25 protein-coding genes are annotated in these 25011 nt (G+C 73.8%); 14 read left to right on the forward strand and 11 right to left on the reverse strand.

Annotated elements, in window-relative coordinates; all coding sequences use genetic code 11:
• The first annotated feature begins 147 nt into the window (after positions 1–147).
• Together ACFVHI_RS05175 and ACFVHI_RS05180 are read left to right on the forward strand one after the other, a co-directional pair.
• Positions 148–579, forward strand: a complete 432-nt coding sequence (locus ACFVHI_RS05175) for an Rrf2 family transcriptional regulator (RefSeq protein WP_380335913.1) — start codon at positions 148–150, stop codon at positions 577–579.
• 96 nt (positions 580–675) lie between these two features.
• Positions 676–1413: an SDR family NAD(P)-dependent oxidoreductase gene (locus ACFVHI_RS05180; protein WP_380335916.1), complete on the forward strand. Its 738-nt coding sequence runs from the start codon at positions 676–678 to the stop codon at positions 1411–1413.
• Positions 1414–1504: 91 nt separating this feature from the next.
• Here ACFVHI_RS05180 and ACFVHI_RS05185 read toward each other — a convergent pair whose 3' ends face one another.
• The 3 genes from ACFVHI_RS05185 to ACFVHI_RS05195 form a co-directional block, all read right to left on the reverse strand.
• Positions 1505–2578 (reverse strand): serine hydrolase domain-containing protein, encoded by a 1074-nt coding sequence (locus ACFVHI_RS05185; protein ID WP_380336058.1) that lies wholly within the window; start codon positions 2576–2578, stop codon positions 1505–1507.
• A gap of 442 nt (positions 2579–3020) precedes the next feature.
• Positions 3021–3965: a hypothetical protein gene (locus tag ACFVHI_RS05190; RefSeq protein ID WP_380335918.1), complete on the reverse strand. Its 945-nt coding sequence runs from the start codon at positions 3963–3965 to the stop codon at positions 3021–3023.
• Complete coding sequence (locus ACFVHI_RS05195) at positions 3962–4495, reverse strand: SigE family RNA polymerase sigma factor (protein WP_063349820.1); 534 nt, start codon at positions 4493–4495, stop codon at positions 3962–3964. The genes ACFVHI_RS05190 and ACFVHI_RS05195 overlap by 4 nt, the downstream gene beginning before the upstream one ends.
• A 105-nt stretch (positions 4496–4600) precedes the next feature.
• Between ACFVHI_RS05195 and ACFVHI_RS05200 the strand changes: the two genes are divergently transcribed.
• A complete protein-coding gene (locus ACFVHI_RS05200) occupies positions 4601–5362 on the forward strand; it encodes an alpha/beta fold hydrolase (RefSeq protein WP_063349821.1) in 762 nt (253 codons plus the stop codon).
• A gap of 20 nt (positions 5363–5382) precedes the next feature.
• Here the strand turns inward: ACFVHI_RS05200 and ACFVHI_RS05205 are convergent, their stop codons facing one another.
• Both ACFVHI_RS05205 and ACFVHI_RS05210 read right to left on the reverse strand, forming a co-directional pair.
• Positions 5383–5982: a MarR family winged helix-turn-helix transcriptional regulator gene (locus tag ACFVHI_RS05205; RefSeq protein ID WP_380335921.1), complete on the reverse strand. Its 600-nt coding sequence runs from the start codon at positions 5980–5982 to the stop codon at positions 5383–5385.
• The gene (locus ACFVHI_RS05210; protein ID WP_380335923.1) at positions 5979–7787 is read right to left on the reverse strand and encodes an MFS transporter; all 1809 of its coding nucleotides are present in this window, start codon (positions 7785–7787) and stop codon (positions 5979–5981) included. The genes ACFVHI_RS05205 and ACFVHI_RS05210 overlap by 4 nt, the downstream gene beginning before the upstream one ends.
• Positions 7788–8396: 609 nt before the next feature.
• Here ACFVHI_RS05210 and ACFVHI_RS05215 point away from each other — a divergent pair.
• The 9 genes from ACFVHI_RS05215 (at position 8397) to ACFVHI_RS05255 (ending at position 16496) form a co-directional block, all read left to right on the forward strand.
• Positions 8397–9368, forward strand: a complete 972-nt coding sequence (locus ACFVHI_RS05215; protein ID WP_380335926.1) for an urea transporter — start codon at positions 8397–8399, stop codon at positions 9366–9368.
• 90 nt (positions 9369–9458) lie between these two features.
• Positions 9459–9764 carry an urease subunit gamma gene (locus tag ACFVHI_RS05220; RefSeq protein WP_063349823.1) on the forward strand — a complete coding sequence of 102 codons (306 nt, stop codon included), beginning with the start codon at positions 9459–9461 and terminating at the stop codon, positions 9762–9764.
• Positions 9765–9767: 3 nt separating this feature from the next.
• Positions 9768–10676 carry a sirohydrochlorin chelatase gene (locus ACFVHI_RS05225; protein WP_380335929.1) on the forward strand — a complete coding sequence of 303 codons (909 nt, stop codon included), beginning with the start codon at positions 9768–9770 and terminating at the stop codon, positions 10674–10676.
• A gap of 52 nt (positions 10677–10728) precedes the next feature.
• Positions 10729–11127, forward strand: a complete 399-nt coding sequence (locus ACFVHI_RS05230; protein WP_063349825.1) for an urease subunit beta — start codon at positions 10729–10731, stop codon at positions 11125–11127.
• The gene (ureC, locus tag ACFVHI_RS05235; protein ID WP_063349826.1) at positions 11127–12851 is read left to right on the forward strand and encodes an urease subunit alpha; all 1725 of its coding nucleotides are present in this window, start codon (positions 11127–11129) and stop codon (positions 12849–12851) included. The genes ACFVHI_RS05230 and ureC overlap by 1 nt, the downstream gene beginning before the upstream one ends.
• Positions 12848–13588 carry an urease accessory protein UreF gene (locus tag ACFVHI_RS05240; protein WP_380335933.1) on the forward strand — a complete coding sequence of 247 codons (741 nt, stop codon included), beginning with the start codon at positions 12848–12850 and terminating at the stop codon, positions 13586–13588. The genes ureC and ACFVHI_RS05240 overlap by 4 nt, the downstream gene beginning before the upstream one ends.
• A gap of 97 nt (positions 13589–13685) precedes the next feature.
• Complete coding sequence (gene ureG / locus ACFVHI_RS05245; RefSeq protein WP_063349828.1) at positions 13686–14306, forward strand: urease accessory protein UreG; 621 nt, start codon at positions 13686–13688, stop codon at positions 14304–14306.
• Positions 14303–15286, forward strand: coding sequence for an urease accessory protein UreD (locus ACFVHI_RS05250; protein WP_380335936.1), 984 nt, complete (start codon positions 14303–14305; stop codon positions 15284–15286). The genes ureG and ACFVHI_RS05250 overlap by 4 nt, the downstream gene beginning before the upstream one ends.
• Before the next feature lie 304 nt (positions 15287–15590).
• A complete protein-coding gene (locus ACFVHI_RS05255; protein ID WP_380335939.1) occupies positions 15591–16496 on the forward strand; it encodes a class I SAM-dependent methyltransferase in 906 nt (301 codons plus the stop codon).
• 25 nt (positions 16497–16521) lie between these two features.
• Here the strand turns inward: ACFVHI_RS05255 and ACFVHI_RS05260 are convergent, their stop codons facing one another.
• From ACFVHI_RS05260 to ACFVHI_RS05280, 5 genes are all read right to left on the reverse strand, one after another.
• The gene (locus tag ACFVHI_RS05260) at positions 16522–17661 is read right to left on the reverse strand and encodes an NAD(P)-dependent alcohol dehydrogenase (RefSeq protein ID WP_380335942.1); all 1140 of its coding nucleotides are present in this window, start codon (positions 17659–17661) and stop codon (positions 16522–16524) included.
• 20 nt (positions 17662–17681) lie between these two features.
• Positions 17682–19085 carry an aldehyde dehydrogenase family protein gene (locus ACFVHI_RS05265; RefSeq protein ID WP_380335945.1) on the reverse strand — a complete coding sequence of 468 codons (1404 nt, stop codon included), beginning with the start codon at positions 19083–19085 and terminating at the stop codon, positions 17682–17684.
• Between the two features lie 8 nt (positions 19086–19093).
• Complete coding sequence (locus tag ACFVHI_RS05270) at positions 19094–19849, reverse strand: (5-formylfuran-3-yl)methyl phosphate synthase (RefSeq protein ID WP_063349831.1); 756 nt, start codon at positions 19847–19849, stop codon at positions 19094–19096.
• Between the two features lie 252 nt (positions 19850–20101).
• Entirely contained in the window at positions 20102–20575 is a 474-nt protein-coding gene (locus ACFVHI_RS05275) for a protein-tyrosine phosphatase family protein (protein ID WP_380335948.1), read from the reverse strand.
• A gap of 13 nt (positions 20576–20588) precedes the next feature.
• Complete coding sequence (locus ACFVHI_RS05280; RefSeq protein ID WP_380335950.1) at positions 20589–22004, reverse strand: LuxR C-terminal-related transcriptional regulator; 1416 nt, start codon at positions 22002–22004, stop codon at positions 20589–20591.
• A 166-nt stretch (positions 22005–22170) separates the two neighbouring features.
• Here ACFVHI_RS05280 and ACFVHI_RS05285 point away from each other — a divergent pair, with 166 nt between their 5' ends.
• Together ACFVHI_RS05285 and ACFVHI_RS05290 are read left to right on the forward strand one after the other, a co-directional pair.
• Positions 22171–23100 carry an NADP-dependent oxidoreductase gene (locus tag ACFVHI_RS05285; RefSeq protein ID WP_380335953.1) on the forward strand — a complete coding sequence of 310 codons (930 nt, stop codon included), beginning with the start codon at positions 22171–22173 and terminating at the stop codon, positions 23098–23100.
• 115 nt (positions 23101–23215) lie between these two features.
• Positions 23216–24004: an SDR family oxidoreductase gene (locus ACFVHI_RS05290; RefSeq protein WP_363366819.1), complete on the forward strand. Its 789-nt coding sequence runs from the start codon at positions 23216–23218 to the stop codon at positions 24002–24004.
• Between the two features lie 3 nt (positions 24005–24007).
• On the opposite strand, the gene ACFVHI_RS05295 is transcribed toward ACFVHI_RS05290, so the two are convergent.
• The gene (locus ACFVHI_RS05295) at positions 24008–24970 is read right to left on the reverse strand and encodes an NAD(P)-binding domain-containing protein (RefSeq protein ID WP_380335956.1); all 963 of its coding nucleotides are present in this window, start codon (positions 24968–24970) and stop codon (positions 24008–24010) included.
• Positions 24971–25011 lie beyond the last annotated feature (41 nt).

Consider the following 25011-nt stretch of genomic DNA (forward strand, 5'->3'; position numbering starts at 1 on the left):
CGGCGTCTCGATCCTCCACACCCCCCAGACTTAAATGTCGGTGCTGGGCCTCCTCGCCCGCAAGCTCTCCCCCCTCGACTCCGCCGGGGCTTGTCGTAGGCCGATGTAACTATTACAGTTACGACATGGAGAGGGGTGATGGGCGGCATGAGTGCGAACAGTAGGTTGACCGTCGCCGCGCACGCCCTGACCTGGATCGGGCTGTACCAGCGCCGTGGTCACGAGGTCGCCACCTCCGAGCAGATCGCGACGAGCGTCAACACCAATCCCGTGGTGATCCGCCGCCTGCTGGCCCAGCTGCGCAAGGCGGGCCTGGCCGACTCGCGAAGGGGTGCCGGGGCCGGCTGGACGCTGTCGCGGGACCTGTCGGCGATCACCCTGCTCGACGTCTACGAGGCGGTGGAGCCGGGGCCGATCTTCGCCCTGCACCCCGCCACGCCCGACCCCGAGTGCGTCGTGGGCCACGGCATCGCTCCGGTGATGGCCGCCGTCTACGGCGGGATCGAGGCCGCCCTCCGCCGGGAGTTGGCGGGGACCACGCTGGAGGATGTGCTGCGCGACGTGCTGAAGGCCGCCTAGCCTCGGCCGTGGCAGTGCTTCCTGCGCCGCTTCCCGCGCCGCTTTTTGTGCCCAGAAATGTAACAAGAATAGTTACGTCAAGATTCGGAGAATCTCATGGGACAGCTGGACAACAAGACCGCCCTCGTCACCGGCGCCTCCACCGGCATCGGCCTGGCCATCGCCCGCCGCTTCGCCGCCGAGGGGGCGACCGTCTACCTCACCGGCCGCCGCGAAGCCGAACTGGCGGCCGCCGTCGAGCAGGTCGGCAGCCGGGGCATCGGCGTCCGGGGCGACGTGTCGAAGCTCGACGACCTCGACCGGCTCTTCGCCGAGATCACGGAGCGCAGCGGCCGGCTCGACATCGTCGTGGCCAACGCCGGCCTCGGGGACTTCGGCCTGCTCGGCGAGATCACCGAGGAGGAGTACGACCACACCACCTCCGTGAACCTCAAGGGCACGGTCTTCACCGTGCAGAAGGCCCTCCCGCTGCTGTCGGCCGGCGCCTCGGTGGTCCTGCTCTCGTCCAGCGCGGCCCTGCGCGGCGTCCCGGGCCTGGGCGTCTACGCCGCCACCAAGGCCGCGATCCGCAGCCTCGCCCGCACCTGGGCCACCGAACTCGCCGGCCGGGGCATCCGGGTCAACGCCCTCACCCCGGGCCCGGTCGCGACCCCCGGGGCCGACGAGCTGCGGGCGGCGTACCCCCAGGTCGATCAGGCCGTCGCCACGACCCCGCTCGGCCGCATCGGCCGACCCGAGGAGGTCGCCGCCACCGCCCTCTACCTGGCCGGGGACCAGAGCTCCTTCACCACCGGCGCGGAACTGCTCGTCGACGGCGGCGTCACCCAGCTCTAGGGGTTTCACCTCGGGACAGAACCTGAGCGGAGTGGAAAAGCGGAGTGGGAAGTCGGACCCGCCGACTTCCCACTCCCTCACCGGACTTCGGTCAGCGGCACAGGGCCGTGTCCACGACGTTCTCGACGTGCTCCGAGCCGGCGGCGTCCGGCGGGACGGTGGTCACCGCGATGTTGACGGCGCGGCCGTCGTCCGTCGCCCCGCCCCGGGTCTCGTAGCCGGGGATGTCGCCGCCGTGGCCCCAGTAGACGCCGCCGCAGGACAGCGGCCGGCTGATGAGCCCCAGGCCGTAGGCGGCGCCGCTGTCGCCGATGGGGACGGTGGTGCGCATCTGGGCGAGCTGGGCCGGTTGCAGGAGGCGGCCGCCGAGGAGGGCGGTGAAGAACTGGTTGACGTCGGAGTTGGTGGAGATCATCTGGCCCGCCGCCCCGCCCGCGGAGGGGTCCATCTCGGTGAAGTCGATCAGGTGCCCGTCGGCCGCGTCCTTGCGGTAGCCCTGGGGGTGGGCCTCGCGGATGGTCCGATCGCCCTGGGCGGGGTAGTAGGTGTGCCGCAGGCCGAGGGGCTTGATGATGCGCTGGTCGATCTGCTCGGCGATGGGGCGGCCGGTGACCTTCTGGACGACCAGGCCGGCGAGCACGTAGTTGGTGCTGCTGTACTTGAAGCCCGCCCCCGGGGCGAAGTCGGCCTTGTGCTGGAAGGCGATGTCCAGCAGGTCGCGCGGCTCGAAGTACCGGTGCTGGAGGGAGGGTTCGTCGAGGTCTCCCTCGTAGTCCGGGAGCCCGCTGGTGTGCTGGAGGAGCTGGCGGACCGTGATGTGGCGCCCGTCGATGCCGTCGCCGCGGACCAGGCCCGGGAGGTAGGACTCGACGGGCTCGTCGAGGCCGATCTTCCCCTCGCCGACCAGCTGCAGCACGACCACCGCCGTGAACGTCTTGGTGTTGCTGCCGATCCGCACCTGGCCGTCGACCGGCACCTTCGCGCGGGTGGTGACGTCGCCGACCCCCGCGGTGTAGGTGCGGGTGCGGCCGTCACGGCCCTGGACGCTGGCCAGCGTGGCGGGCAGGCCGTCGTCGCGGACCAGCGCGTTCAGCCCCTGCTGGACGCTGTCCGGGCGGGGGGCGGCGGCCGCCGTGGACGGCGCCAGCGCGGTGCCCGCGGTCATGACGCCGACGGCCACCGCGGCCGCCGCCGCCACGACGACCCCGCGCCGACCGGCCTGCGGGCGCCGGAAGGAAAGCCCGGAGGAAAGCCGGGACGAACGCCAGGAGGAAGGTCGGGAGGAAAGCGGCTGCCACATCTGCTCACGCACGAGTCAACTCCGGTGCAATCAAGGGGAGGCCGGGAAGTCCTCCCCGGCTGTGATCGCCAGTCTGCTCGGGCGGCCCGCCGATGACCTCCCTCGACCGGGGGAGCACTTTCTCCCACGTTTCCGCGATGCGCACCGACCGCCCCGCACGCCGACCGCCCCGCACGCTGACCGCCCCGCACGCTGACCGCCCCGCACGCTGACCGTCCCGCACGCCGACCGCCCCGCGGGCCTGGTCGGGCGGTCGTGGCCGCCCGGTCGTGTTCAGCCGGTCGTGTTCAGCCGGTCGCGCCGACCGCTACTCGGACAGCATCTTCACGCCGGCGTCCGGCAGCTTGGCGCCGTTCTTGTCGAAGAACTGCCACGACGTCACCTTCTTGCCCGGCTGCTCGGGGACCACCAGCCGCTGGTACGGGGAATCCCCGACGGCCTTCAGCCACGGCTCCATGACCGTGCCGTCCGACCAGGTCACCAGGACCTTGCCGACGTCCGGGCCGAGGGCCATCACGGCGAGCTTGATCGGGAGCGGACCGGGCGTGCCGGACTTGTCCCGGGCGCCCATCAGGCCGCCGCTGAACGTGTCGGCCATCCGCGGGTCGAGGTGGCCCGGCGCCGGGTAGCTGCCCGCGTTGTCGTGCGGCTGGCGCACCCCGTCCAGGGTGACGTAGTCGTTCACGACGTCCTCGTTGGGCTGCCAGTACTGCTGGACGTACGCCTCCGTCGGCTTGTCGAGCGAGGAGTCGACGGCGTGGCGCTCCTCCCAGACGGCCACCGCCTGCTCGTACGCCCGCTCCTTCGGGGCGACCGGCCAGAGCGCCGTCCAGAGCTTCCACGTCTTGCCGTCAGGGGTGTTGCCCTGGGCGAGCGTCACCCGGACCGGGGTGAACGGGTCCCGCTCGGCCGTCGCCGTGCCGGACGGCTGGGCGGCCGGGCCGCCCCCGGTGCCGCCGCCGGGACCGCCGTTGGCCGGGACGAGCGCCTGGGCGCCGCTGCTCGCGGGGGAGCTGTGCAGACCCGCCATCGTCCCGCCGCCCAGCACCACCACCGAGGCCAGTGCGAGCGCGCCGACCACCGACCGGCGACGGCGCCGGATCCGGCGGCCGCCCGCCATGATGTCCGCCATCGGCGCCGGGCTGATCCTGGCCCCGGCCGCCACCTCCGCCAGGCCGAGTCCGACCCACACGTCGCCGTCGTCGCCCGCCGCGCCCATGCCGACCGTCCCGCCGTTGCCGCCCGCGCTCATACCGCACCTCCGATGCTCGTCATGCCCTTGATTTCCTTCAGCGCTGCGGCCCCCCGCAGTCTCGCGATCCCCTTGGCCGCGTGGCTGCGTACGGCGCCCGTCGAGCAGCCCATCGCCTCGGCGGCCTGACTGTCGCTCAGGTCCTCCCAGTACCGCAGCACCACGGCCTCGCGCTGGCGGGCCGGCAGGGCGGCCAGCGCCGTCATCAGCGCGCCGCGCTGGTCGGAGCGGGCGTAGCAGTCCTCTGCTCCGGCCTCGTCCGGCACGGCGTACACCAGCAGCTCCGGCGCGCGGCGGCGCCAGCGGCGGGCGTGTTCGTTCACCAGGATCCGCCGCACGTAGCTGTGCGGATCGCCGGCCCGTCGCACCTTCGCCCAGGCCGCGCAGGCCTTCTCCGCCGCGGACTGCACCAGGTCCTCGGCCGCGTACTGCTCCCCGGCCAACAGGTACGCCGTCCGCAGCAGCCGTGGCCAGGCCCCGACGATGAACGCCTGGAACTCCTCGTCCCGGTCGGTCTTCGTGCCTCCCATGAGCACCTCCTCACCCACCTAGAGCCCGGAAGCGGCCCAAAGCGCTTACTCCCTCCGATCACCAAACCGGTTGGCGTCCCCCAGAGGCGTCGATACGATCCGCGGATGATCCTCTCCCATGACGTATCTCATGACCTGCCGGGCGACCGCCCCACCGTGGTGCTGCTGCACTCGTCCGTGTGCGATCGGAGGATGTGGGACCCGCAGTGGCAGGGGCTGGTCGACGCGGGCTACCGGGTGATCCGGGGCGACTTCCGGGCCTTCGGCGACACGCCGCCGGCCGACGCCCCGTACAGCGACGCGCAGGACGTGCTGGCGCTCCTCGACCACCTGGGCGTCGAGAGCACCGCGCTGATCGGCGCCTCGTACGGGGGGAAGATCGCCATGGACGTGGCGGCGCTGCGCCCCGGGGCCGTCACCGCGCTGGCCCTGCTCTGCTCCGGGGCGGCCGAGCACGTCGCCGGCGACGCCCTGATGTCCTTCGCCGCGCGGGAGCGGGAACTCCTCGCGACCGGGGACGTCGAGGGCGCCGTCGAGCTCAACGTCGAGACCTGGCTCGGCCCGGAGGCGGGCGACGAGGCCCGCGAACTCGTCCGCCGGATGCAGCGGCGCGCCTTCGAGGTGCAGGCGGACGCCGAGATCGGCCCCACCGACGACGAAGCGGACCTCTCCCGGATCACGGCGCCCTGCCTGGTCGTGACCGGCGGCCACGACGTGGACGACTTCCGGCAGATCGCCGACTCCTTGGCGACCCGGATCCCCGGCGCCCGCCGGCTCGAACTGCCCTGGGCCGGCCACTTCCCCGGCCTCGAACGGCCCGAGGAGACCTTCGAGTTGCTCACCGGATTCCTCCGCGAGACGGCGTAGGCGCCCCGAGGAGCGCTGCCTCAGCCGGCGGAGTCGCGCCGGTCGGGGCAGGGCGGGTCAGGGCAGGGCGGGTCGGGGCAGGGCGGGTCGGGGTAGGACGGATCGGGGCAGGCCTGGCCGGGGAAGGCCGCGTCGGGATCGTCCAGCAGCAACTCCAACAGCGGTACGGCCGACTCCAGTTGGCGGCACTGCTGCGGGGTGAGCCGCGCGCTGCGGCGGGCCAGCAGGGCGGAGCGCTCCCGGCGGATCCGGGTGATCGCCGCCAGGCCGGCCGGAGTGAGTTCGAGCAGCTGGGAGCGGCCGTCCAGCGGGTCGGGGGTCTTGGCGATCAGGCCGTCGGCGGTCAGCGGGGCGATCGTGCGGAGCACGGACGGCACGGCCACCCCCTCCCGCGCGGCGAGTTCGCCGAGCCGCAGCGGGCCGTGCACCTCCACCCGGGCCAGGGCGGAGAGTTGGGCGACGGTGAGGTCCTGGCCGCCGGAGGCGCGGGCCATCTGCCGGTTGAGCCGGCCGATCGCCAGGCGCAGCCGGACGACGGCCTCGGCGGAGAGACCGGCCTCGGCCTCGGCCTCGGCGTCGGTCGCGGTGTCGGCGCCGGTCACGGCATCGCGTCCGGTCATGGCCTGCGGGCCTTTCCGCGCGGTGCGGGCCGGCTCACACCGGGCCGTTCGGCGGGCCCGGCCGCGCCCGGCCGGGTGCGGCGGGTGTGGCGCGGCCCGGTCCGCTCGCGGACCAGCGAGGCCGCTGCGGCGACCAGCGACATGGCGATCGCCAGCCAGAACACCACGACCAGGCCGTCGTGGAAGGGGCCCGAGATCAGTTGCGGGAAGAACTCCCGGCCGGTCAGCGTCCGGGCGTTGGCCGCCGGCAGCATGCCGAGCACGTGCGGGCCCAGCAGCTGCTGGATCGGGTTGTACCCGAGGAACGCGGCGAAGAGCGTGCCGACCGGTGGCAGCGAGGCGATGGTGTGCGCGTCGGCGGCGGGCACGCCCTGCGCGGTCAGTCCGGCGGTGAGGGTGTGCGGCAGCGAGCCGGCCAGGCCGGCCACCATCAGCGAGAAGAAGACGCCGATCGAGAGCACCATGCCGGCGTTCTGGAAGGTGGCCCGCATGCCGGAGGCGGCGCCGCGGGCCTCGGCCGGCACGCTCGACATGATCAGCGAGGTGTTGGGGGCCGCGAACAGGCCGCCGCCCAAGCCGTTGAGGAACACCAGGACGGCGAACCACGGGTAGCCGAAGTCGGTGGGCAGGAGCAGCAGTCCGGCGAAGGACAGGGCCATCACCACCAGTCCACCGGAGGCGAACAGCCGGGCCCCGGCCCGGTCGGAGAGGTAGCCCGAGACCGGCCCGGCGGCCAGGAAGCCGACGGTCAGCGGGACGAGGTAGATGCCCGCCCACAGCGGAGTGTCGGCGTAGTCGTAGCCGTGCAGCGGCAGCCAGATCCCCTGCAGCCAGATGATCAGCATGAACTGGAGGCCGCCGCGGGCGATCGAGCCCAGCAGGGTGGCCGCGTTGCCGCCGGCGAAGACCGGGTCGCGGAACAGCGCCAGCGGGAACATCGGCTCGGCGACCCTGGACTCGACCAGGCAGAAGGCGATCAGCAGCGCCACGCCGCCGGACAGCCCGCCCATCACCCAGGGGCTGGTCCAGCCCATGGTGTGGCCGCCGTAGGGCTGGATGCCGTAGGTGATCGCGGCGAGCAGGGCGGTCAGGCCGACGGCGAAGGTGACGTTGCCCCACCAGTCGATCCGGGCGGGCCGCCGTACGCCGGTCTCGCGCAGCGACCGGTAGGCCCAGACCGTGCCGAGGATGCCGATCGGCACGTTGACCCAGAAGATCGACCGCCAGTTCCACTCGGCCAGCAGCCCGCCCAGCACCAGGCCGATGAAGGAGCCGGCGATGCCCGCGACGATGTTCACCCCCAGCGCCATGCCGCGCCGGTGGGCCGGGAACGCGTCGGTGATGATCGCGGCCGAGTTGGCCATCAGCATCGAGCCGCCGATCGCCTGCACCACCCGCCAGCCGATCAGCCACAGCGCGCCCGGCCCGCCGTGCAGCGGGTCGAGGGAGAGGGCCACCGAGGTGAGGGTGAAGATCAGGAAGCCGGCGTTGTAGATCCGCACCCGGCCGTGGATGTCGCCCAGCCTGCCGAGGGTGACCACCAGGACGGCGGTGACCAGCATGTAGCCCATCAGCATCCACAACAGGTAGCTGACGTTGCCGGGTTGGAGCGGGTCGAGGCCGATGCCGTTGAAGATCGCGGGGAGGGAGATCAGGACGATCGAGGCGTTGACGGTGGCGATCAGGGTGCCGAGCGTGGTGTTGGAGAGGGCGACCCACTTGTACCGGGGATGGTCCGCCGCCACGGCTCCGCGGACCGCGCGGACGGGCCGGCGCCTGCCGTTGTTCGGGATCTTCGTCGCCACCGCTGCCCCCAGATGAGTGGCAGACCGGGGCCGCCAGTCGGAGAGTACTTCGATAGCTTTCGCTAACTAACGATAGTCCGACCGCCCCACTGCCGGTAGCCCGCAGGCGTCCCGGAGGCCGCCACCGGCCACCGGCCACCGGCCCGCTCCCGCGCTGCCGGGGCCCGGCGGCCGGTTCGTGCCCGCGGGCCCGCGTCCGCAGGCCCGGCTGCTTTCCAACGCGGCGCATACACATTTCCGCCACATTCCCGCAGCGCTGCGCCGCCTTTTCGCGGCGCCGGATGTCCGAATTGCCTGACCGGGGCGGCTTCGTGTCGAATTCCTTGGCATGACCACCTTCTCGTTTTCGTCTGTCGCAAGTAAAACTTCGCAAAGAATGGCTCTCCGCAGGGGGGTCACTGACCTGCGCAATCAACATATTGTTGCAGCTCAGAGGCCTGATGATCACCCTTCGCCATAAGGGTGTAACCGGTCGTGTCCGCGCCGACCGGCATTCTGCAGGAGTACGGTTCCGGAGGAATCGCCGGGCGTGCTCGCGAGTAAAGCCGAGCAGCCTTGCGGGACTATTCGCCATGCCGTGAAAAGCCGTACCGGGAATTGGTGCGAAGTATGGGTCAGAAAAAGGGTGAGCCGGGGGCCTCCGAGGCCGCCCGCCCGATATCCCTCAAGTTAGCCGTCGAAGTCCTGCGCGGCGTCGCGCAGGTGGACTTCATGCCGTCCGCCGTCTGCGGCCTGTTCTTCGTGGCCGCACTCTTCGCGGCCGGCTGGCGCTACGGCGTCTACGGCCTGCTCGGCAGCGCCGTCGGAACCGCCGTCGCGTACGGCCTGCGGCTGGCGCGCGACGCCGTCGAGGCCGGGCTGCACGGCTACAACGGCTGCCTGGTGGCGCTGGGGTGCGCGGTGTTCCTCGGCCCCGACCACCCCGCCACCGTCGCGGCGGCCGTCCTCGGCGCCGTCGTCGCCGTGGTGGTCACCGCGGGCCTCGGCGCGGTGCTCGACAGCTGGAAACTGCCCGCGCTCACCGCGCCGTTCTGCCTGGTCGCCACCGCGACGACGGCCGCGGCGCCCGGCTTCCGCCACCTGTGGCACGGCGCCGGCGCCCCGACCGCCCTGGCCGGGCCGGCCGCCGGCCCGACCGGGCTGACCTGGGACCAACTGTGGCACGGGTTCTTCGCCAACATCGGCCAGATCTTCTTCATGCCCCAGTGGTACGTCGGCCTGCTGTTCCTGGCCGGCATCTTCGCGGCCAGCCGCCCGGCCGGCCTGCTGGCCTGCGCGGGCAGCGCGACCGGGCTGCTCACCGCCTGGGCGCTCGGCGCGCCCGCCGACGCCGTCGGCCAGGGGCTGCTCGGGTACAGCGGGGTGCTCGTCGCGATGGCGCTGTGCGGCGTGTTCGTCGCCCCCGGCGGGTGGAGCGCGGCCTACGCCGTCCTCGGCGCGGCCGCCGCGACCGTCCTGACCCCGGCGCTGGCCGCCGCCACCGCGCCGTTCGGCGGCCACGCCTTCACCTGGCCGTTCGTCCTGACCACCATGCTGTTCCTGGCGGCGGTGCCGGCCATTCCCCGGCTGCGCAGAGTCTGACCGGGTTTCGGTAGCCCGAATTCCCGCCCGTGACAGGCGTGTTCATTCGGAGTTCCTGCGGAGTTCCCTCGGAAAGGAAGAGTGATTCCCGTGAATCTCGCCCCGCGTGAGATGGACAAGCTGTACATCTACGTCGTGGCCGATCTGGCCCGCAAACGCCGCGACCGCGGTGTGAAACTGAACTACAGCGAGGCCTGCGCGCTGATCAGCGAGGCGATCATGGAGGGCGCCCGGGACGGGCGCACCGTCGCCGAGTGCATGGAGATCGGCAAGCAGGTCGTCAGCGGCGAGGACGTCATGCCCGGCGTCCGCGAGATGCTGCCGCTGCTCCAGGTCGAGGCCGCGTTCCTGGACGGCACCAAGCTGGTCTCCTGCCACGACCCGGTGGGTGCCTGAGCCATGACGGTACGTCAGGCGGAAGCGGCGACCGGTCCGACGCCCGGGTCGACCTCGGCCCCCACGCCCGCGCCGACCTCGGCCCCGGTACCCGCCGCCACGGTGGTGCTGGCGGGCGGGCACGAGAGCGACGGCGGCCGGGACCTGGCCGCCCTGGTGGAGCGCGAGCCCGCCGTCCACGCCGCGGCCGCCGCCGGCCGGGCGCTCGGCGAGGCCGTCCGCTCGGCGCTGGCCGCCACCGACGGCCCGGTGTGCGTCGTCCCGATGACGCTGGGCCGCGACCCGAAGCTGGTGGCCGACACCGCCCGGGCGCTGCGCTGGCTGGCAGCAGGGGAGGGGCGCGGACGACTCGCCCTGACCGGGGCGTTCGGCGGCAAGGACCACCTCGTCGGCTGGCTGCGGGCCGCGGCCTCCGCCGCCCCCGGGCCCGACGGCGCCGTGCTGGTCACCGCCCCGGCGGCCGGCCCCTTCGAGGACGCGGACCTGTTCCGGATCGCCCGGCTGGTCCGCCAGTACGGCCACCACCGTTGGGTCGAGGTGGCCTTCGCGGGTGGCGACCCCGACCTCGCCGAGGGCGCCGAACGCTGCCGGCTGCTCGGCGCCCGCGAAGTGACGGCCGTCCCAGCCTCGTTCGGACCGGCGCTGCGCACCGAACTGCCCGGGGTGCGGGACGGCGGGCCGCTGCTGCGGCCGTCCGCGATCGCCGGCGTCGTCGCGGCCCGCACCGCGGCGGCCCTGCACCTGCTCGGCCATGGCGAGGACGGCATCCTGGCCGGCCTCGACGCCGAGCACGGGCACGGCTACGCCCACAGCCACGGCCCCGGCGGGGACCACTCGCACGGCCACGGGCACGGCCACGGGCACGGCCACGGTGCCACCGGCGGGCACACCCACGGCCACACACATCACTGAACCGACTGAACTGAACCGACTGAACTGAACTGACAGAGAGGAAGGGCCCGCCATGTCTGGTGGCGCCACGTACCTGTACGGCGACGACCCGGTGGAGATCAACGCCGGTCGCGCCCAGGTCACCATCACGGTCAGCAACACCGGCGACCGGGCGATCCAGGTCGGCTCGCACTACCACTTCTTCGAGGCCAACCGCGCCCTCGACTTCGACCGCAACGCCGCCTACGGCAAGCACCTGGACATCCCGGCCGGCACCGCCGTCCGCTTCGAGCCGGGCGACACCAAGGACGTCACGCTCGCCGAGTTCGGCGGCCACGGCCGCCTGATCGGCTTCAGCAACCTCGTCGACGGCGGCATCAGGTCGGCCGACACCCGCGCCCGGGCGATCGACCGGGCGATCGCCCTCGGGTTCAAGGGCACCAACCTCGACCACAAGGAAGGCGACCGCTGATGGCCACGCTGTCCCGCAAGCAGTACACCGATCTCTTCGGGCCCACCGTCGGCGACCGCTTCCACCTCGCCGACACCAACCTCGTCGTCGAGATCGAGAAGGACTTCAACCAGGGCCACTACGGCGACGAGGCCGTCTACGGCGGCGGCAAGGGCATCCGCGACGGCATGGCCCAGGACCCGGCCGCCACCTCCGCCCAGGGCGCGCTGGACCTGGTGATCACCAACGTCGTCGTGATGGACGCCGTCCTCGGCGTGGTCAAGGGCGACATCGGCGTCAAGGACGGCTTCATCACCGCCGTCGGCAAGGCCGGCAACCCGCACACCCAGAGCGGCGTGCACCCCCGGCTGGTCATCGGCCCCGGCACCGAGGTGATCTCCGGCGAGCACCTGATCGCCACCGCCGGCGGCATCGACACCCACATCCACTTCATCGCCCCGCAGCAGGTGCAGGAGGCGCTGAGCAACGGCATCACCACCCTCATCGGTGGCGGCACCGGCCCCTCCGACGGCACCAACGGCACCACCTGCACCCCCGGCCCGTGGAACATCCACCGGATGTACCAGGCGGTCGAGGACCTCCCGGTCAACGTCGGACTCCTCGGCAAGGGCAACGGCTCGCTGCCCGGCGCCCTGCGCGAGCAGGTCGAGGCCGGCGTCTGCGGCCTCAAGGTGCACGAGGACTGGGGCAGCACCCCCGCCGCCATCGACAGCGCGCTCGGCGTCGCCGACGAGTACGACGTCCAGGTGGCCATCCACACGGACACCCTCAACGAGGGCGGCTTCTTCGAGGACACCCTCTCCGCCATCGACGGCCGCACCATCCACACCTTCCACACCGAGGGCGCGGGCGGCGGCCACGCCCCCGACATCATGCGGATCGCCGGCGAGCCCAACGTCCTGCCGTCCTCCACCAACCCCACGCTGCCCTACACCGTCAACTCGGTCGACGAGCTGCTGGACATGGTGATGGTCTGCCACCACCTCAGCCACGACATCCCCGAGGACGTCTCCTTCGCCGACTCCCGGGTCCGCGCCGAGACGATCGCCGCCGAGACCGTCCTGCACGACGAGGGCGTCATCTCGATCTTCTCCTCGGACTCGCAGGCGATGGGCCGGATCGGGGAGTCCTTCACCCGCGCCTTCCAGACCGCCCACCACTGCAAGGACCAGCGCGGCAAGCTCGACGGCGACACCGAGCGCAACGACAACTTCCGCGTCCTGCGCTACCTCGCCAAGCTCACCATCAACCCGGCCATCGCCTCCGGCACCGCCGACCACATCGGCTCGCTGGAGAGCGGCAAGCTCGCCGACATCGTGCTCTGGCCGATCAACTCCTTCGGCGCCAAGCCCAAGATGGTCATCAAGGGCGGCGTCATCAACTGGGCGCTGATGGGCGACCCGAACGCCTCGCTGCCCACCCCGCAGCCCGTCTACTACCGCCCGATGTACGGCGCGCTCGGCCGGGCCAAGCAGGCCACCCGGGTCTCCTTCATGTCGCAGGCCGCCATCGACCTCGGCGTCCCGGCCCAACTCGGGCTGGACAGCCGGGTCCTGCCCGTGCGGCGCTGCCGCTCGGTCGGCAAGCAGCACATGGTCCGCAACGACGCGCTGCCGAAGATCGCCGTCGACCCGGAGACCTACAAGGTCACCCTGGACGGCGAGCCGGCCACCATCGAGCCCGCCCGCGAACTCCCGCTCAACCACCTGTTCTACCTCGCGTGAGCGGCGCTTCGGGGTCCGGTTCGCCCGGGCCCGGCCCTTCCGGACCCGGGGGAGGCCTCGACGCCCTGCTGGTCAGCCTCCAGCTGACCGACTCCGCCTTCCCCAGCGGCTTCTACACCCTCTCGCACGGCCTGGAGGGCTACGCCCAGGCCAAGGCCGTCACCGCGGACACCATGCCCGACCTGCTCACCGACCTGCTGCGCCACTCGGTCGGCCCCGGCGACGCCACCGCGCTCGCCCTCGCCCACGGCGCCGCCCGGGCCGGTGACTGGGGCCTGCTGGTCGAGGTGGACCAGCGGCTGCACGCCACCAAGCTCAACCGCGAGCTGCGCCTGGCCTCCACCCGGACCGGGCGCCAACTCCTCGACATCGCCCGGGAGTCGATCGGCGGCGAACCGCTGGACCGGTACGCCGAACTGGTCGCCGCCAAGCAGGCCCCCGGCTCCCAGCCGGTGGCCGCAGGAGTCGCCTACGCCTCCGCCGCCGTACCCGTCGACCAGGCCGTCGCCAGCGACCTGTTCGCCTTCTGCACCAGCTTCGTCGGCGCCGCCCTGCGGCTGCGGCTGACCGACCACCGCAAGGCGCAGGTGGTGCTGCGGGCCGCGGCGCCGGTGATCGAGGAGACCGTACGGGCCGCCCTCGACCGGGAGTTGGACGACCTGGGCGGGTGCGTGCCGGTCGCCGACGCGATGTCAGGACGCCACGAACGGGCCGAGGCCCGGCTGTTCGCCAGCTGAACCGCGTCCGGGAGGTGCGGGCGGGCGCCGGAGTGTCGCAGCTCCCGCTCCTCCCGGACGCAGAACCAACGTCACACCGCATCAGAAGGAGACAGCAATGACCGAGAACGTGCTCCGCGTGGGCATCGGCGGGCCGGTCGGCTCCGGCAAGACGGCGCTCATCGAGGCCCTCGTCCCGGTGCTGATCGCCAACGGCCACCGCCCGGCGGTCATCACCAACGACATCTACACCCAGGAGGACGCGCAGCACGTGCGTCGCACCCTGGCCGGCGTCCTCGACCCCGAGCGGGTCGTCGGCGTCGAGACCGGCGCCTGCCCGCACACCGCCGTCCGGGACGACCCGACGATGAACCTCGCGGCCGGCGCCGAGATGCTGGAGCGCTTCCCCGACGTCGACACCCTGCTGTTCGAGTCCGGCGGCGACAACCTCACGCTGACCTTCAGCCCCGTCCTGGTAGACCTCTTCCTCTTCGTCCTGGACACCGCCGAGGGCGAGAAGATGCCCCGCAAGCGCGGTCCGGGCATCACCGAGTCCGACCTGCTGGTCATCAACAAGATCGACATCGCCCAGTACGTCCGCGCGGACCTCGGCATCATGGAGTCCGACGCCCACCGCGTCCGCGAGGGCGGGCCGGTCGTGCTCACCAACTGCCTCACCGGGCACGGGCTGGACGAGATCGCCACCTTCCTGGAGACCTTCCGCAAGGTCCCGGCATGACCGTCACCGTGGCCGCGGGGGAAGCGGTTGCGGGGGAGGCCGCCGAGGCCGCCGTGCCCCGGCTCGATCCGCGGCACTACGAGCCGGCCCGCGTCCCGTACGCCGTCCGCCGGTACGCCGGGACGCCCGACACCCTGGGCGTAGGGCGCCCCGGCAAGGTCGGCCTGCTGGAGCTGGCCTTCGAACGGATCGGCGAACGCACCGAACTCACCGGCCACTACCAGAAGTCGCCGCTGCAGATCATGCGCCCGCTCTACTTCGACCCGGCCCGCCCGGACCTCGCCGTCACCTTCCTGATGTCCACCGGCGGCGGCATCCTCCAGGCCGACCGGCTCCGCACCGACCTGCGCTGCGGCGCCGACACCGCGACCCACCTCACCACCCAGGCGGCCACCAAGGTCTACCGGATGGAGTTCGACTACGCGACGCAGCTGGTCAACCTGGACGCCGGCCCCCGCGCCTACGTCGAGTACCTGCCCGAGCCCGTCATCCCCTTCGTCGACTCCCGGCTCTACCAGCGCACCGTCCTCACCGTCGACCCCACCGCCACCGTGCTGGCCGGCGAGACCGTCCTCGCCGGCCGCCTCGCCCGGGGCGAGCGCAACGCCTACCAGGTGTTCGCCTCCGACCTCGAAGTGCGGCGCCCCGACGGCCAGTTGATCGCCCTCGACACCGTCCGGCTGGAGCCGCCGGAGGCCGGCGTGACCGGCCCGGCGGTCCTGGCCGGCCACGACGTCATGGCGAGCCTCTACGTCGTCACGCCGCTCGCCCCCGCCGCGCAGGTCGCCGACACCCTGCACGAGGCCCTGGCCGGCAGCGGCCTGCTGCACGGCGTCAGCGTCCTCCCGCACGACAGCGGCGCCTGGCTCCGCCTGCTCGGCTCCGACACCCGCGCCTGCGCCGCCGCCCAGCGCACCGCCTGGGACGCCGTCCGCCGGCTCCTCGTCGGCGCCCCGGCCCCGGCCCTGCGCAAGACCTGACCCCGCTCCGTATCTCCCCGTACCTCCCCGTACCTCCCCGTACCTCCCCGAAGCGCCCCGGCGCCTCGGGGAGGGGGCGGCGGGGCGCGGGCGGTCCGGGAGTCCACGCCGCCGGAGGTCTGGGGCACGCCGCGGTCGGTGAGCAGCACACCCGGGGGGCGTCCGGGCGCCGCGACGGCGGGATTCACCCGGTCGGGTGGATCCGGTGGGAGCGCTCCCGGGCGGGCGCGGGCCGGCTGGATAGTGAGGAGGCAGTCGCATTCCTCGCTGTTCGCGTTCTCAACTCGCTTCAAGAGGAGGACACATGGTCGGTACGGCGCACCGGAGCACCGGTGTGGAGGGGGTGGAGGGCGGTGTCGGTCTGACGGCCCTCCTGGTCGCCGCGGCACGCGCGATCGAGACCCACCGGGACGACACCCTGGCGCAGGACGTCTACGCGGAGCACTTCGTGCTCGCCGCGCCGGCGTCCGCGGGCTGGCCGGTCCGGATGCACCAGGTGCCGGACGGGGACGCGAACCCGCTGTGGGGGCGGTTCGCGCGCTACTTCGGTCTGCGGACGAGGGTCCTCGACGACTTCCTGCTCCGGTCGGTGCACTCGGGCGCCCGTCAAGTGGTCCTGCTCGGCGCCGGGTTGGACACGCGGGCGTTCCGGCTCGACTGGCCTCCCGGCTGCACGGTCTTCGAGGTCGACCGGGAGGGCGTACTGGCCTTCAAGCACGGGGTGCTCGGCGGGCTGTCGGCCTCCCCGAAGGCGGCGCGCGTCCCGGTCGCCGCCGACCTGTGCGCCGACTGGGCCGCAGCGCTGACCGAGGCCGGCTTCGACGCGGCCGTGCCGAGCGTCTGGCTGGCGGAGGGGCTGCTCTTCTACCTGCCCAACGGCGTGGAGACGCAACTCATCGACACGGTCGGCCGGTTGAGCGCGGGCGGCAGCGCCATGGCGTACGAGGTCAAGCTGGAGAAGAGCCTGTTGGACTACCGCGAGAGCCCGCTCTACACCTCGACGAAGCACCAGATCGGCATCGACCTGCTCGATCTGTTCGACGCAGAGCCGCGGCCCGACTCCGCGGGCGCCCTGGCCGGCAAGGGCTGGATCACCTCGGTCCACACCCCCTTCGACTTCACCCACCAGCACGGACGCGGCCCCCTGCCCGAGCCGAACGACGCGCTGGAGGGCAACCGCTGGGTGTTCGCGCACAAGCCCCGGGTGTAGCGAGCCACCGGGCGGAGCGCCTCGCTCAGCGGGCGCTCCGCTCCGGGACCAGGACGGGTTTGACCACCCGGCCCGCGTCGCAGTCGCGTTCGGCCTCGTTGACGGCGGCGAGCGGGTACCGGCGGATCAGCTGGTCGAAGGGGAACTTCCCGGCCTGCCACAGCCGGGTCAGCCGGGGGATCAGCAGGGCCGGCACCGCGTCCCCCTCGCAGATGTGGGAGATCCGCCGGCCCCGGTCCAGTGTCCCCGGATCGAGCGGCAGTGTGGTGCGGAGCCGGGCGACCAGCCCGAGGTGGCCGGTCGGGCGCAGGGCCCGGAGCGCCTCGTTGATCAGCGGGGCGGAGGCCGTGGTGTCCAGTGCGTACTGCGCGCCGCCGTCGGTCAGCCGCTGGATCCGCTCGGCCAGTCCGGGCCGGGGGACAGGGTCGGGCCCGGAGGCCTGGTCGGCTGGTCCGGCGCGCAGCGGGATCGCGCCGAACCGCTCGGCGAGGTCCAGCCGTTCGGGGTACCGGTCGACGGCCACGGTCACCGCCCCGGCGGCCGTGGCCGCCATCACCGCGGCCAGGCCCACCGCCCCCGCGCCGAGGACCACGACGGTGTCGCCGGGGCCGGCGCCGAAGGAGTTGAACACCGCCCCGGCACCGGTCAGGAAGCCGCAGCCGAGCGGCCCGAGCAGGTCGACGGGCAGTGAGCGGTCGACCCGGACGGCGTTGCGCGCCGGAACCATCGCGTACTCGGCGAACGAGGACTGGCCGAACCACCGGGGGGCCAGTTCGCCCCCGGCCGCGTCGGTGAACCGCGCCGCGTCCTCCTTGCGCCCGCCGAAGAGGTTGAGCGCGGCGAAGGAGTCGCAGTAGGCGGGGGCCGCGCCCAGGCAGTTCCGGCAGTGTCCGCAGGAGTCGAAGCTCAGCACGACGTGGTCGCCGACGCTCAGCCCGGTGTGCGGGCCGCCGGTCTCCACCACGACCCCGGCCCCCTCGTGCCCGAGCACCGCCGGCAGCGGCGAGCGGCCCGCCGAACGCCGGACCGCGAGGTCGGTGCGGCACATCCCGCAGCCCGCGATCCGCACCAGGACCTCGCCGTCGGCCGGCCCCCCGTTCAGGACCACCTCCTCGACGGCGAACCCGCCCTCGTACGAGCGCAGTACCGCGGCGTCGAACCTCATCGTCACGCTCCTCCGGATCGTCAAGCCTCCTCGGGCCGGTGCACGACGAACGGCCTGAGGTTCCCGTAGAGCCCCCACGGCCCGCCCGCGACGCCGACACCGCTGTCCTTGATGCCCGCGAAGGGCTGGGCGAGGGACAGTTCGGCGTGGTGGTTGATCCACGCCGTCCCGCACTCCAGCCGGTCGGCCACCGCCTCGGCCCGGTCGAGGTCCGTCCCCCACACCGAGCCGCCCAGTCCGAATCCGGTGTCGTTGGCCGCCTCGACGGCCTCGTCGACGCTCCGGTACGCCAGCACCGGCAGGACCGGGCCGAACTGCTCCTCCGTCACCACCGGACTGTCGGCGGGGACGTCGGCCAGGATCGTCGGGGCGAAGAAGTAGCCCGGCCGGTCCAGCCGGTGGCCACCGGCCGCGGCCCGGGCGCCGCCTGCCAGGGCCCGGGCCGTGTAGCGCTCGACCCTGGCCAGTTGGGGGGCGTTGTTGACCGGCCCCAGCCGGGTGCCCGGGTCGAGTCCGGCGCCGACGACGACGCTCTTCGCCCGCTCCGCGAGGGCCTCGACCACGTGGGGGTAGAGCCGGGCCGGGGCGTAGACGCGCTTGACCGCCATGCAGACCTGCCCGCAGTTGCGGAACGCCGCCCAGAACAGCCGGTCCGCGATCCGGTCCACGTCCACGTCGTCCAGCAGGACGGCGGCGTCGTTGCCTCCCAGCTCCAGGGTGACCCGGGCGAGCGAGGCGGCCGCGCCCGCCGCGACGGCCCGACCGGTGGGGACCGAGCCGGTGAAGGTCACGTGGCGGATCCCCGGGTGGGAGGCGAGCCGGGCGCCGAGGGGTTCGCGGCCGGTGACGATCGTCAGGACGCCTTCGGGCAGGGCGGCGGCGAGGACGGACCCCAGCAGCCGGGTGGCGAGGGGGGTGAACGGGGAGGGCTTGAGCACCATCGTGTTGCCCGCGGCGAGCGCGGGCGCGAACTTCGCCGCCGCGAGCTGGAGCGGGAAGTTCCACGGGACGATCGCGGCGACCGGCCCCAGTGGCCGCCAGCGGATCTCGCTGCGCACCGGGCGGCCGTCCGCGATCGGCTGGGGCGCGGGGGCCAGGTCGGCGAAGTAGCGCAGGCGGGCCGCCGTCCGGGCGACCTCGGCGGCCGACTCGGCCAGGGGTTTGCCCTGTTCCCGGGTGAGCAGCGGGGCGAGGTCGGCTCCGGCCGCCTCCACGGCGTCGGCTGCCGCACGCAACGCGGCGGCGCGGGCGGCGGGGTCGGCCCGCCAGCCGCGCCAGGCCTCGTGGGCCCGGCCGACGACGGCGTCCAGCATGTCCGGCTGCTGGTCGGGGGCCTCGGCGAAGGCCTCGCCCGTCGCCGGGTCGACGACGGCGAAGCGCCCGCCGTCGGGCCCGGGCGGGCGGCCGGGCCGGCTCGTCGGCATGCCGGCGGTCAACTCGCGGCGGCGACGACGGCCGCGTGCTCCCGGGCGTGCCGGTCCATCTCCGCCCGGAAGTCGGCCACCAGCTGCGGCCGGATCCTTCCGGCGGTGCGGTCACCGCCCTCGCAGACGGCCCCGCGCACCCCCACGATGTCGGTGCCGATGCGGGTCAGCGTGCCGAGGTCCGCCGCCTTGACGCTGCCCGCGAGCGCGGCGAGCAGGTCGGCTTCGTGGGCCAGCCGGACGAACTCCGCGCAGACCTCGGGCGGAACGTGGTCGAACAGCCTGGTCCCGTCCTTGATCGCGGTGTCGAGCATGGCCGCGTCGGAGCCGGAGCGGCGGGCGATGTCGGGCAGCGCGAGCGGGTTGACGCAGCCGATCCGGTGGGCGTCGGCGTAGCCCGAGGCGACGACGAACGCGTCCGGCCGGTAGTCCTTCACGGCCCGGACGACTCCTCGCATGACGTCGACGGCCTGTTCGGGCGTCGTGCACCCGTAGAGGCCGACCTTGATGTACGTGGCGCCGGAGACGGCCGCACCGAGCGCGGCCTGGGCCACGGTGCCGGGCTTGTACGGGACGTCCCCCACGGTGGCGGACAACGGCTTGTCCGCCGGGACGGCGTCGCGGATCTCCCTGATGACCCACGGGAAGTTCGCGCCGAGCGAGCCCTCGTCCGGCTTCTTGACGTCGACGATGTCGAGGTGCTCCGCCGCCTTCGCACAGTCGAGGGCCTCCTCGACACTGTCCGGGGAGATGAGCAGCAACAACGTGGGCTCCTTCCACCGCAGGTACACCGGCCGGGGCCGGTGTGCGGGGTCGTCTGGATCACGTGCGATCCGCTCATCATTCCTTCGGCCCGCGACCCCCGGTAGGGCGCGCGGAGCCCGAACGGGTCACTCCCGTGGCGCGGCCACCCCTCGGCGCGCCGGACACTCCAGTTCGAACCCGTCGCACGCGAGTGCGGCCGGGTCGCCGGGTCGGGATTCCCGCTCCCGGCCGCCGGGACGGCCGTTCAGGCCTCAGGCCCACCGCTCCACGAAGCGGCGCTGCCAGGGCGTCTCCACCGCGTGCTGGTCGTAGTGCTCCCGGACGTACGCGACGGCCTCGGCGGCCGGGACGCCGTCCAGGATCGCGACGCAGGCGAGGGCGGTGCCGGTGCGGCCGTGGCCGCCGACGCAGGCGAGTTCGACGCGTTCGGTCGCCGACCGCCGCCAGACCTCGCGGAAGGCGTCGGCCGCGTCCGCCCGGTCGGCGGGGAGCCGGAAGTCGGGCCAGCGCACCCAACGGCCCTGCCACGGGAGCGGCTTGGGCGGGCGGCCCAGCAGGTAGAGCCCGAAGGAGGGGTGCGGGCCGGGCGGCAGCGGGCGGCTGAGGCCGCGCCCTCGCAGCAGCCGGCCGGAGGGCAGGCGCAGCACGCCGGGGGCGGCCGGGTCCCAGGGCGTGGTCGGCCCGGTCGGCCCGGTCGGCGCGGGGGTCTCGGGGGTCTCGGTCATCTCGTGGTTCTCCTCAGGACGCGACGTGCAGGGCCGGGGTGCCCGGCATCCCGGCCCGGTGGGCCAGGGCCGCCGCCTCGCCGCGCGAGGAGACGCCGAGCTTGGCCAGGATGTTGGCGACGTGGAACTTCACCGTCGACTCGCTGATGTGCAGCGCCACGGCGATGTCCCGGTTGCGCCGGCCCTGGGCCAGCTGGTCGAGCACCTCCAGCTCGCGCGGCTGGAGGCCGTCCACCGGGTCGGTGGCGTGCGGCCGTTCGGGTAGGCCGAGCGGCAGGTCGACGCTCACCGTGGTGCCCCAGCCGGGGACGGCCTCGATGGCGCAGCGCCCGCCGAGGGCGGCGATCCGGTCGGCGGTGCGGTGGACGGCCAGCGCGTCGGCGGCCAGCAGGCCGGGGCCGTCGTCCCGCACCACCGCCCGCAGCGTGTCACCGGCGAACCGCCAGCTCACGTGCAGCCTGGTCACGGCGTCCTGCTCCAGCATCACGAGGACGGCCGCCCGGACGGCGTCCCGAGCGGCGTGCGCGGTGTCCGCCGGCACGGACCGGCCGGCCTCCGCCGGCGGCGCCACGTCCAGCCGCACCCGGGTGTGCCGCAGCAGCGGGCGCAGCTGCTGGTCGAGCCGGGCGAACGCGGCGTCGGCGGGCTCCTCGCTGAGCGCCCGGTCCAGGTCGGCGCCCCGGCGCAGGTCGAGCAGCGCCGTCACGGCCAGTTCGGTGGCGGCGCGGCGCGCGGTGGTGTCGTCCAGTGCGGCGGAGCGCAGCGGCGCGAGGATCGCGGTGAGCGCGGCGCCGTGGGAGCCGGTGAACTCGGCGATCGCCCGGGCCCGGGCGTTGGCGGAGGCCCGGGAGGCCGCCGCGTGGGTGGGGCCGGCATCGGTGGCGCGGTGGTGCGAGTGGGTGGTGACCAAGTCCCACAGCTGCTGGAGGACGGCGAGCGCCCCGGCCGCCACCGGGTCGGCGCCGCCGTCCCGGACCAGCACCAGCACCGCGGTGGTGGCGTCCGACGCCGACGCCGTGACCACCACGACGGACCTCGCCCGCCCGGCCAGCTGCGCCTCGCCCTGCCAGGCCCGGCCGTCGGCCGTCGCCGAGGTGGTCGTCTCGGCGAGCTTGGCGAGCTCCAGGCCGCTGACGGCGGCGGTCAGCTCGGGCGGGCCGAAGGCGAGCGTGGGGGAGTAGGTGCAGATGCCGCTGAGCTGGGCGATCGCGACGTGCGGGACGAGGGTGGCGACCACCTCGGAGAGCCGGTCCATCAGGTGCGGCCGGGGCGTGCGCAGCACCTCGACGGCGTGCGCCAGCGCCTCCTCGGGGCGGCCCCAGTGCTGCCGCCACCTCTCGTCCACGCTGTTCCCGTCCCTGCCGTTCTCGTTCCCGCCGTCCACGTCCCCGCCCGTCTCGTTGCGCAGGCCCTTGTCAACGCCTGTCAACGCCGATGCCGTCGCCCATGCCGGCCAGCCTAGCCCGGGGGCCGGGGTGGTGGCCTGGCCGTTCGGACAGGTGGAACCATCCGAAAGGCGGGCCTGGCGACCGCCCCGGACGATCCAGGATGGAGCCGACGGAAGAAACAACTCACCGAACCCGCAAGGACATTCCATGACCAAGGCGATCGCCTTCTCCGAGTACGGCGGCGTGGACGTGCTGTGCCCGACCGACGTCGAGCTGCCCGCCCCGGGCCCCGGCCAGGTGCGGGTCGCGGTCCGCACGGTGGGCGTCAACCCGCTGGACCACAAGGTGCGCAGCGGCTCGATGGTGGCGGCCTTCCCGGTCTCCTTCCCGCACGTCGGTGGTTACGAGCTGGCCGGTGTGGTGGAGGCCGTCGGCCCGGACGTGACCGCGTGGGCGCCCGGCGACGAGGTGTTCGGCGCCGTCATGGGCGGCGCGTACGCCGAGCAGGCGCTCGTCGACGCCGACCTGCTGGCCCGCAAGCCCGCCTCGCTGAGCTGGGAGGAGGCCGCGGCGATCCCGGTGGCGGCCGAGACCGCCGAGCGGGTGCTCGGCGTCCTGGGCGTGCGGGCCGGCGAGACGCTGCTGGTGCACGGCGCGGCCGGCGGGGTCGGCACCCTGCTGCTGCAACTGGCCCGGGCGCGCGGGATCACCGTGGTCGGTACCGCAGGCGAGGCCAACCACGCCTACCTGCGCGAGCTGGGCGCGATCCCGGTGGCCTACGGCGACGGCCTGGCGGAGCGGGTGCGGGCCGCCGCCCCGGGCGGGGTGGACCGGGCGCTGGACGCGGCGGGCAAGGGCGGGGTGCTGCCGCTCTCCATCGAGCTGACCGGCTCCGCGGACCGGGTGGTGACGATCGTCGACTTCGCGGGCTCCGCCGAGTACGGCGTCCGCTTCAGCGGTGGGGCGGAGGGCGTCGAGTCCTACCACCAGCGCGCCTATGCCGGCGTGCTGGCGCTGCACGAGGCGGGCACCCTGCGGCTGCCGCTGCACCAGGTGCTGCCGCTGGCGGAGGCGGCCGAGGCGCACCGGCTCAGCGAGCACGGGCACCTGCGCGGCAAGATCGTGCTCACGGTCTGAGGCCATGGGCGCCGGGGGTGCCGGAGGTCGTCGAGGTTCGGCGACCGGCCCGGTGCATTGATCAACTGGTCGATGCACCGGGCTTCCTGACGTGGAATCGGTAGAGTCCGGTGGCATGGTGACTGAGAACACATCAGGGGTGTCGGCGGGCCGCCTGGCCGGGCGGTCCTGCGTGGTGACGGGCGCGGCCAACGGCATCGGCCGGGCCGTCGCCGAACGCTTCGTGCGCGAGGGCGCGTCGGTGGTCGGCACCGACATCGACGCCGAGGGCCTGCGCCGGCTGGCCGACCGGTTCCCGCACGCCGTCAGCACGGTGGTCGGCGACGTGGCCAGCGACGAGGACGCCCGCCGGATGGTCGACGCCGCCGTCGAACGGTACGGACGCCTCGACGTCCTGGTGGCCAACGCCGGGGTGATCCCGCTCATGGAGGTCACCGAGGCCACCGCCGAGGAGTGGGACCAGGTCATGGCCGTCGACGGCCGCGGCATGTTCCTCACCTGCAAGTACGGCATCCAGGCGATGGCCGCCCAGGAACGGCCCGGTGGGGCGATCGTCTGCGTCTCCTCCATCTCCGGCGAGGCCGGCCAGCGCGGCCAGGCGGTCTACGGGCCCGCCAAGTTCGTCGCCTCCGGCCTCACCCGGCACCTCGCCGTCGAATGGGCCGACCGCGGCATCCGGATCAACGCCGTCGCCCCCGGCACCATCGCCACCGACCGCGTCGCCCGCCTGTACGACGAGCCCGGCGGGACGGAGTACCTCGCCGCGATCGAGAAGCGCCACCCCATGGGCCGCCTCGGGGCCCCGGCGGAGGTTGCGGCGGCCGTCCTGTTCCTCGCCTCCGACGACGCCTCCTTCATCACCGGCGCGGTGCTGCCCGTCGACGGCGGCTACCTCGCGCAGTAGCCGTCAGCCCTCGGTGTGCTCGACGCCACCGGCGGTCGCGGCGGCCCCGACGGCCCCGGCGGTCTTGATGGTCCCGACGGTCTCGACCAGGGCGGACACCCCGTCCGGGCCGTGACCGGCCGCGACCGCCCGCCGGGTGACGGCCAGTGCCGCGTCCAGCACGGCGGTGTCCAGGCCGCGCGCCCGGGCGGTGTGGGCGACGTGCGCCAGACCGGCCTCCGCCGAGGCCACGCTGCTGCGGTCACCCGGGTGGCTGCCCTGGTCCGCCCGTTGCGCGAACTCGTCGATCAGGGCCGGCAGCAGCCGGGGCAGGCCCTGTGCGTACGGGGCGAGTTCGGCGCCGCCGATGCCCTCGGCGCGGGCCAGCGCCAGCGCGTGCAGGTAGCCGTGCACGGTGGTCCAGAACAGGTCCAGCAGCGCCGCGTCGAACGCCGCGGCCCGGCCCGGATCCCCGCTGTCGAGCAGCCTGACGCCCCCGCCGAGGGTGCGCAGGGCCGCCTCGTGCGCGGCGAAGGCCCCGGCGTCGCCGCTCAGCAGCACGGCGCCCTCGGGCCGCCCGATGGTCGGGGTGGGGGTGAGGATCGCGGCGTTGAGCAGCCGGAAGCCGCCGGCCCCGGCTCGGGCGGCGTTCGCGCGGGCGTCGTCCGGCGTGACGGAGGTGGCGTTCACCAGCGTGCGGCCGCGCAGAGCGGCCCCGGCGGAGTCCAGGACGGCCCGGGCGGCGGCCTGGTCCCGGACGCAGAGCAGGGCGAGCGGTCCGGCGGCGACGGCCTCGGCCGCCGTCGCGGCGGACCGCGCCCCGAGCGCGCGGAGTTCGGCGTCCCGCCCGGGCGTGCGGTTCCACACCGTCACCGGATGCCCGGCGGCCAGCAGGGCCCGGGCCAACGCCCGGCCCATCGGGCCCAGGCCGAGGACGGCAACTGCGGTGGGGGAGGAGGGGGTTGCGGAAGATCGTTCGGTCGGCATGGCGGCTACGCTAGACCTTCACGTCGACGTCAGAGTCAACG

It is taken from the genome of Kitasatospora sp. NPDC127121 (genome assembly GCF_042677305.1).
Classification (GTDB): Bacteria; Actinomycetota; Actinomycetes; order Streptomycetales; family Streptomycetaceae; genus Kitasatospora.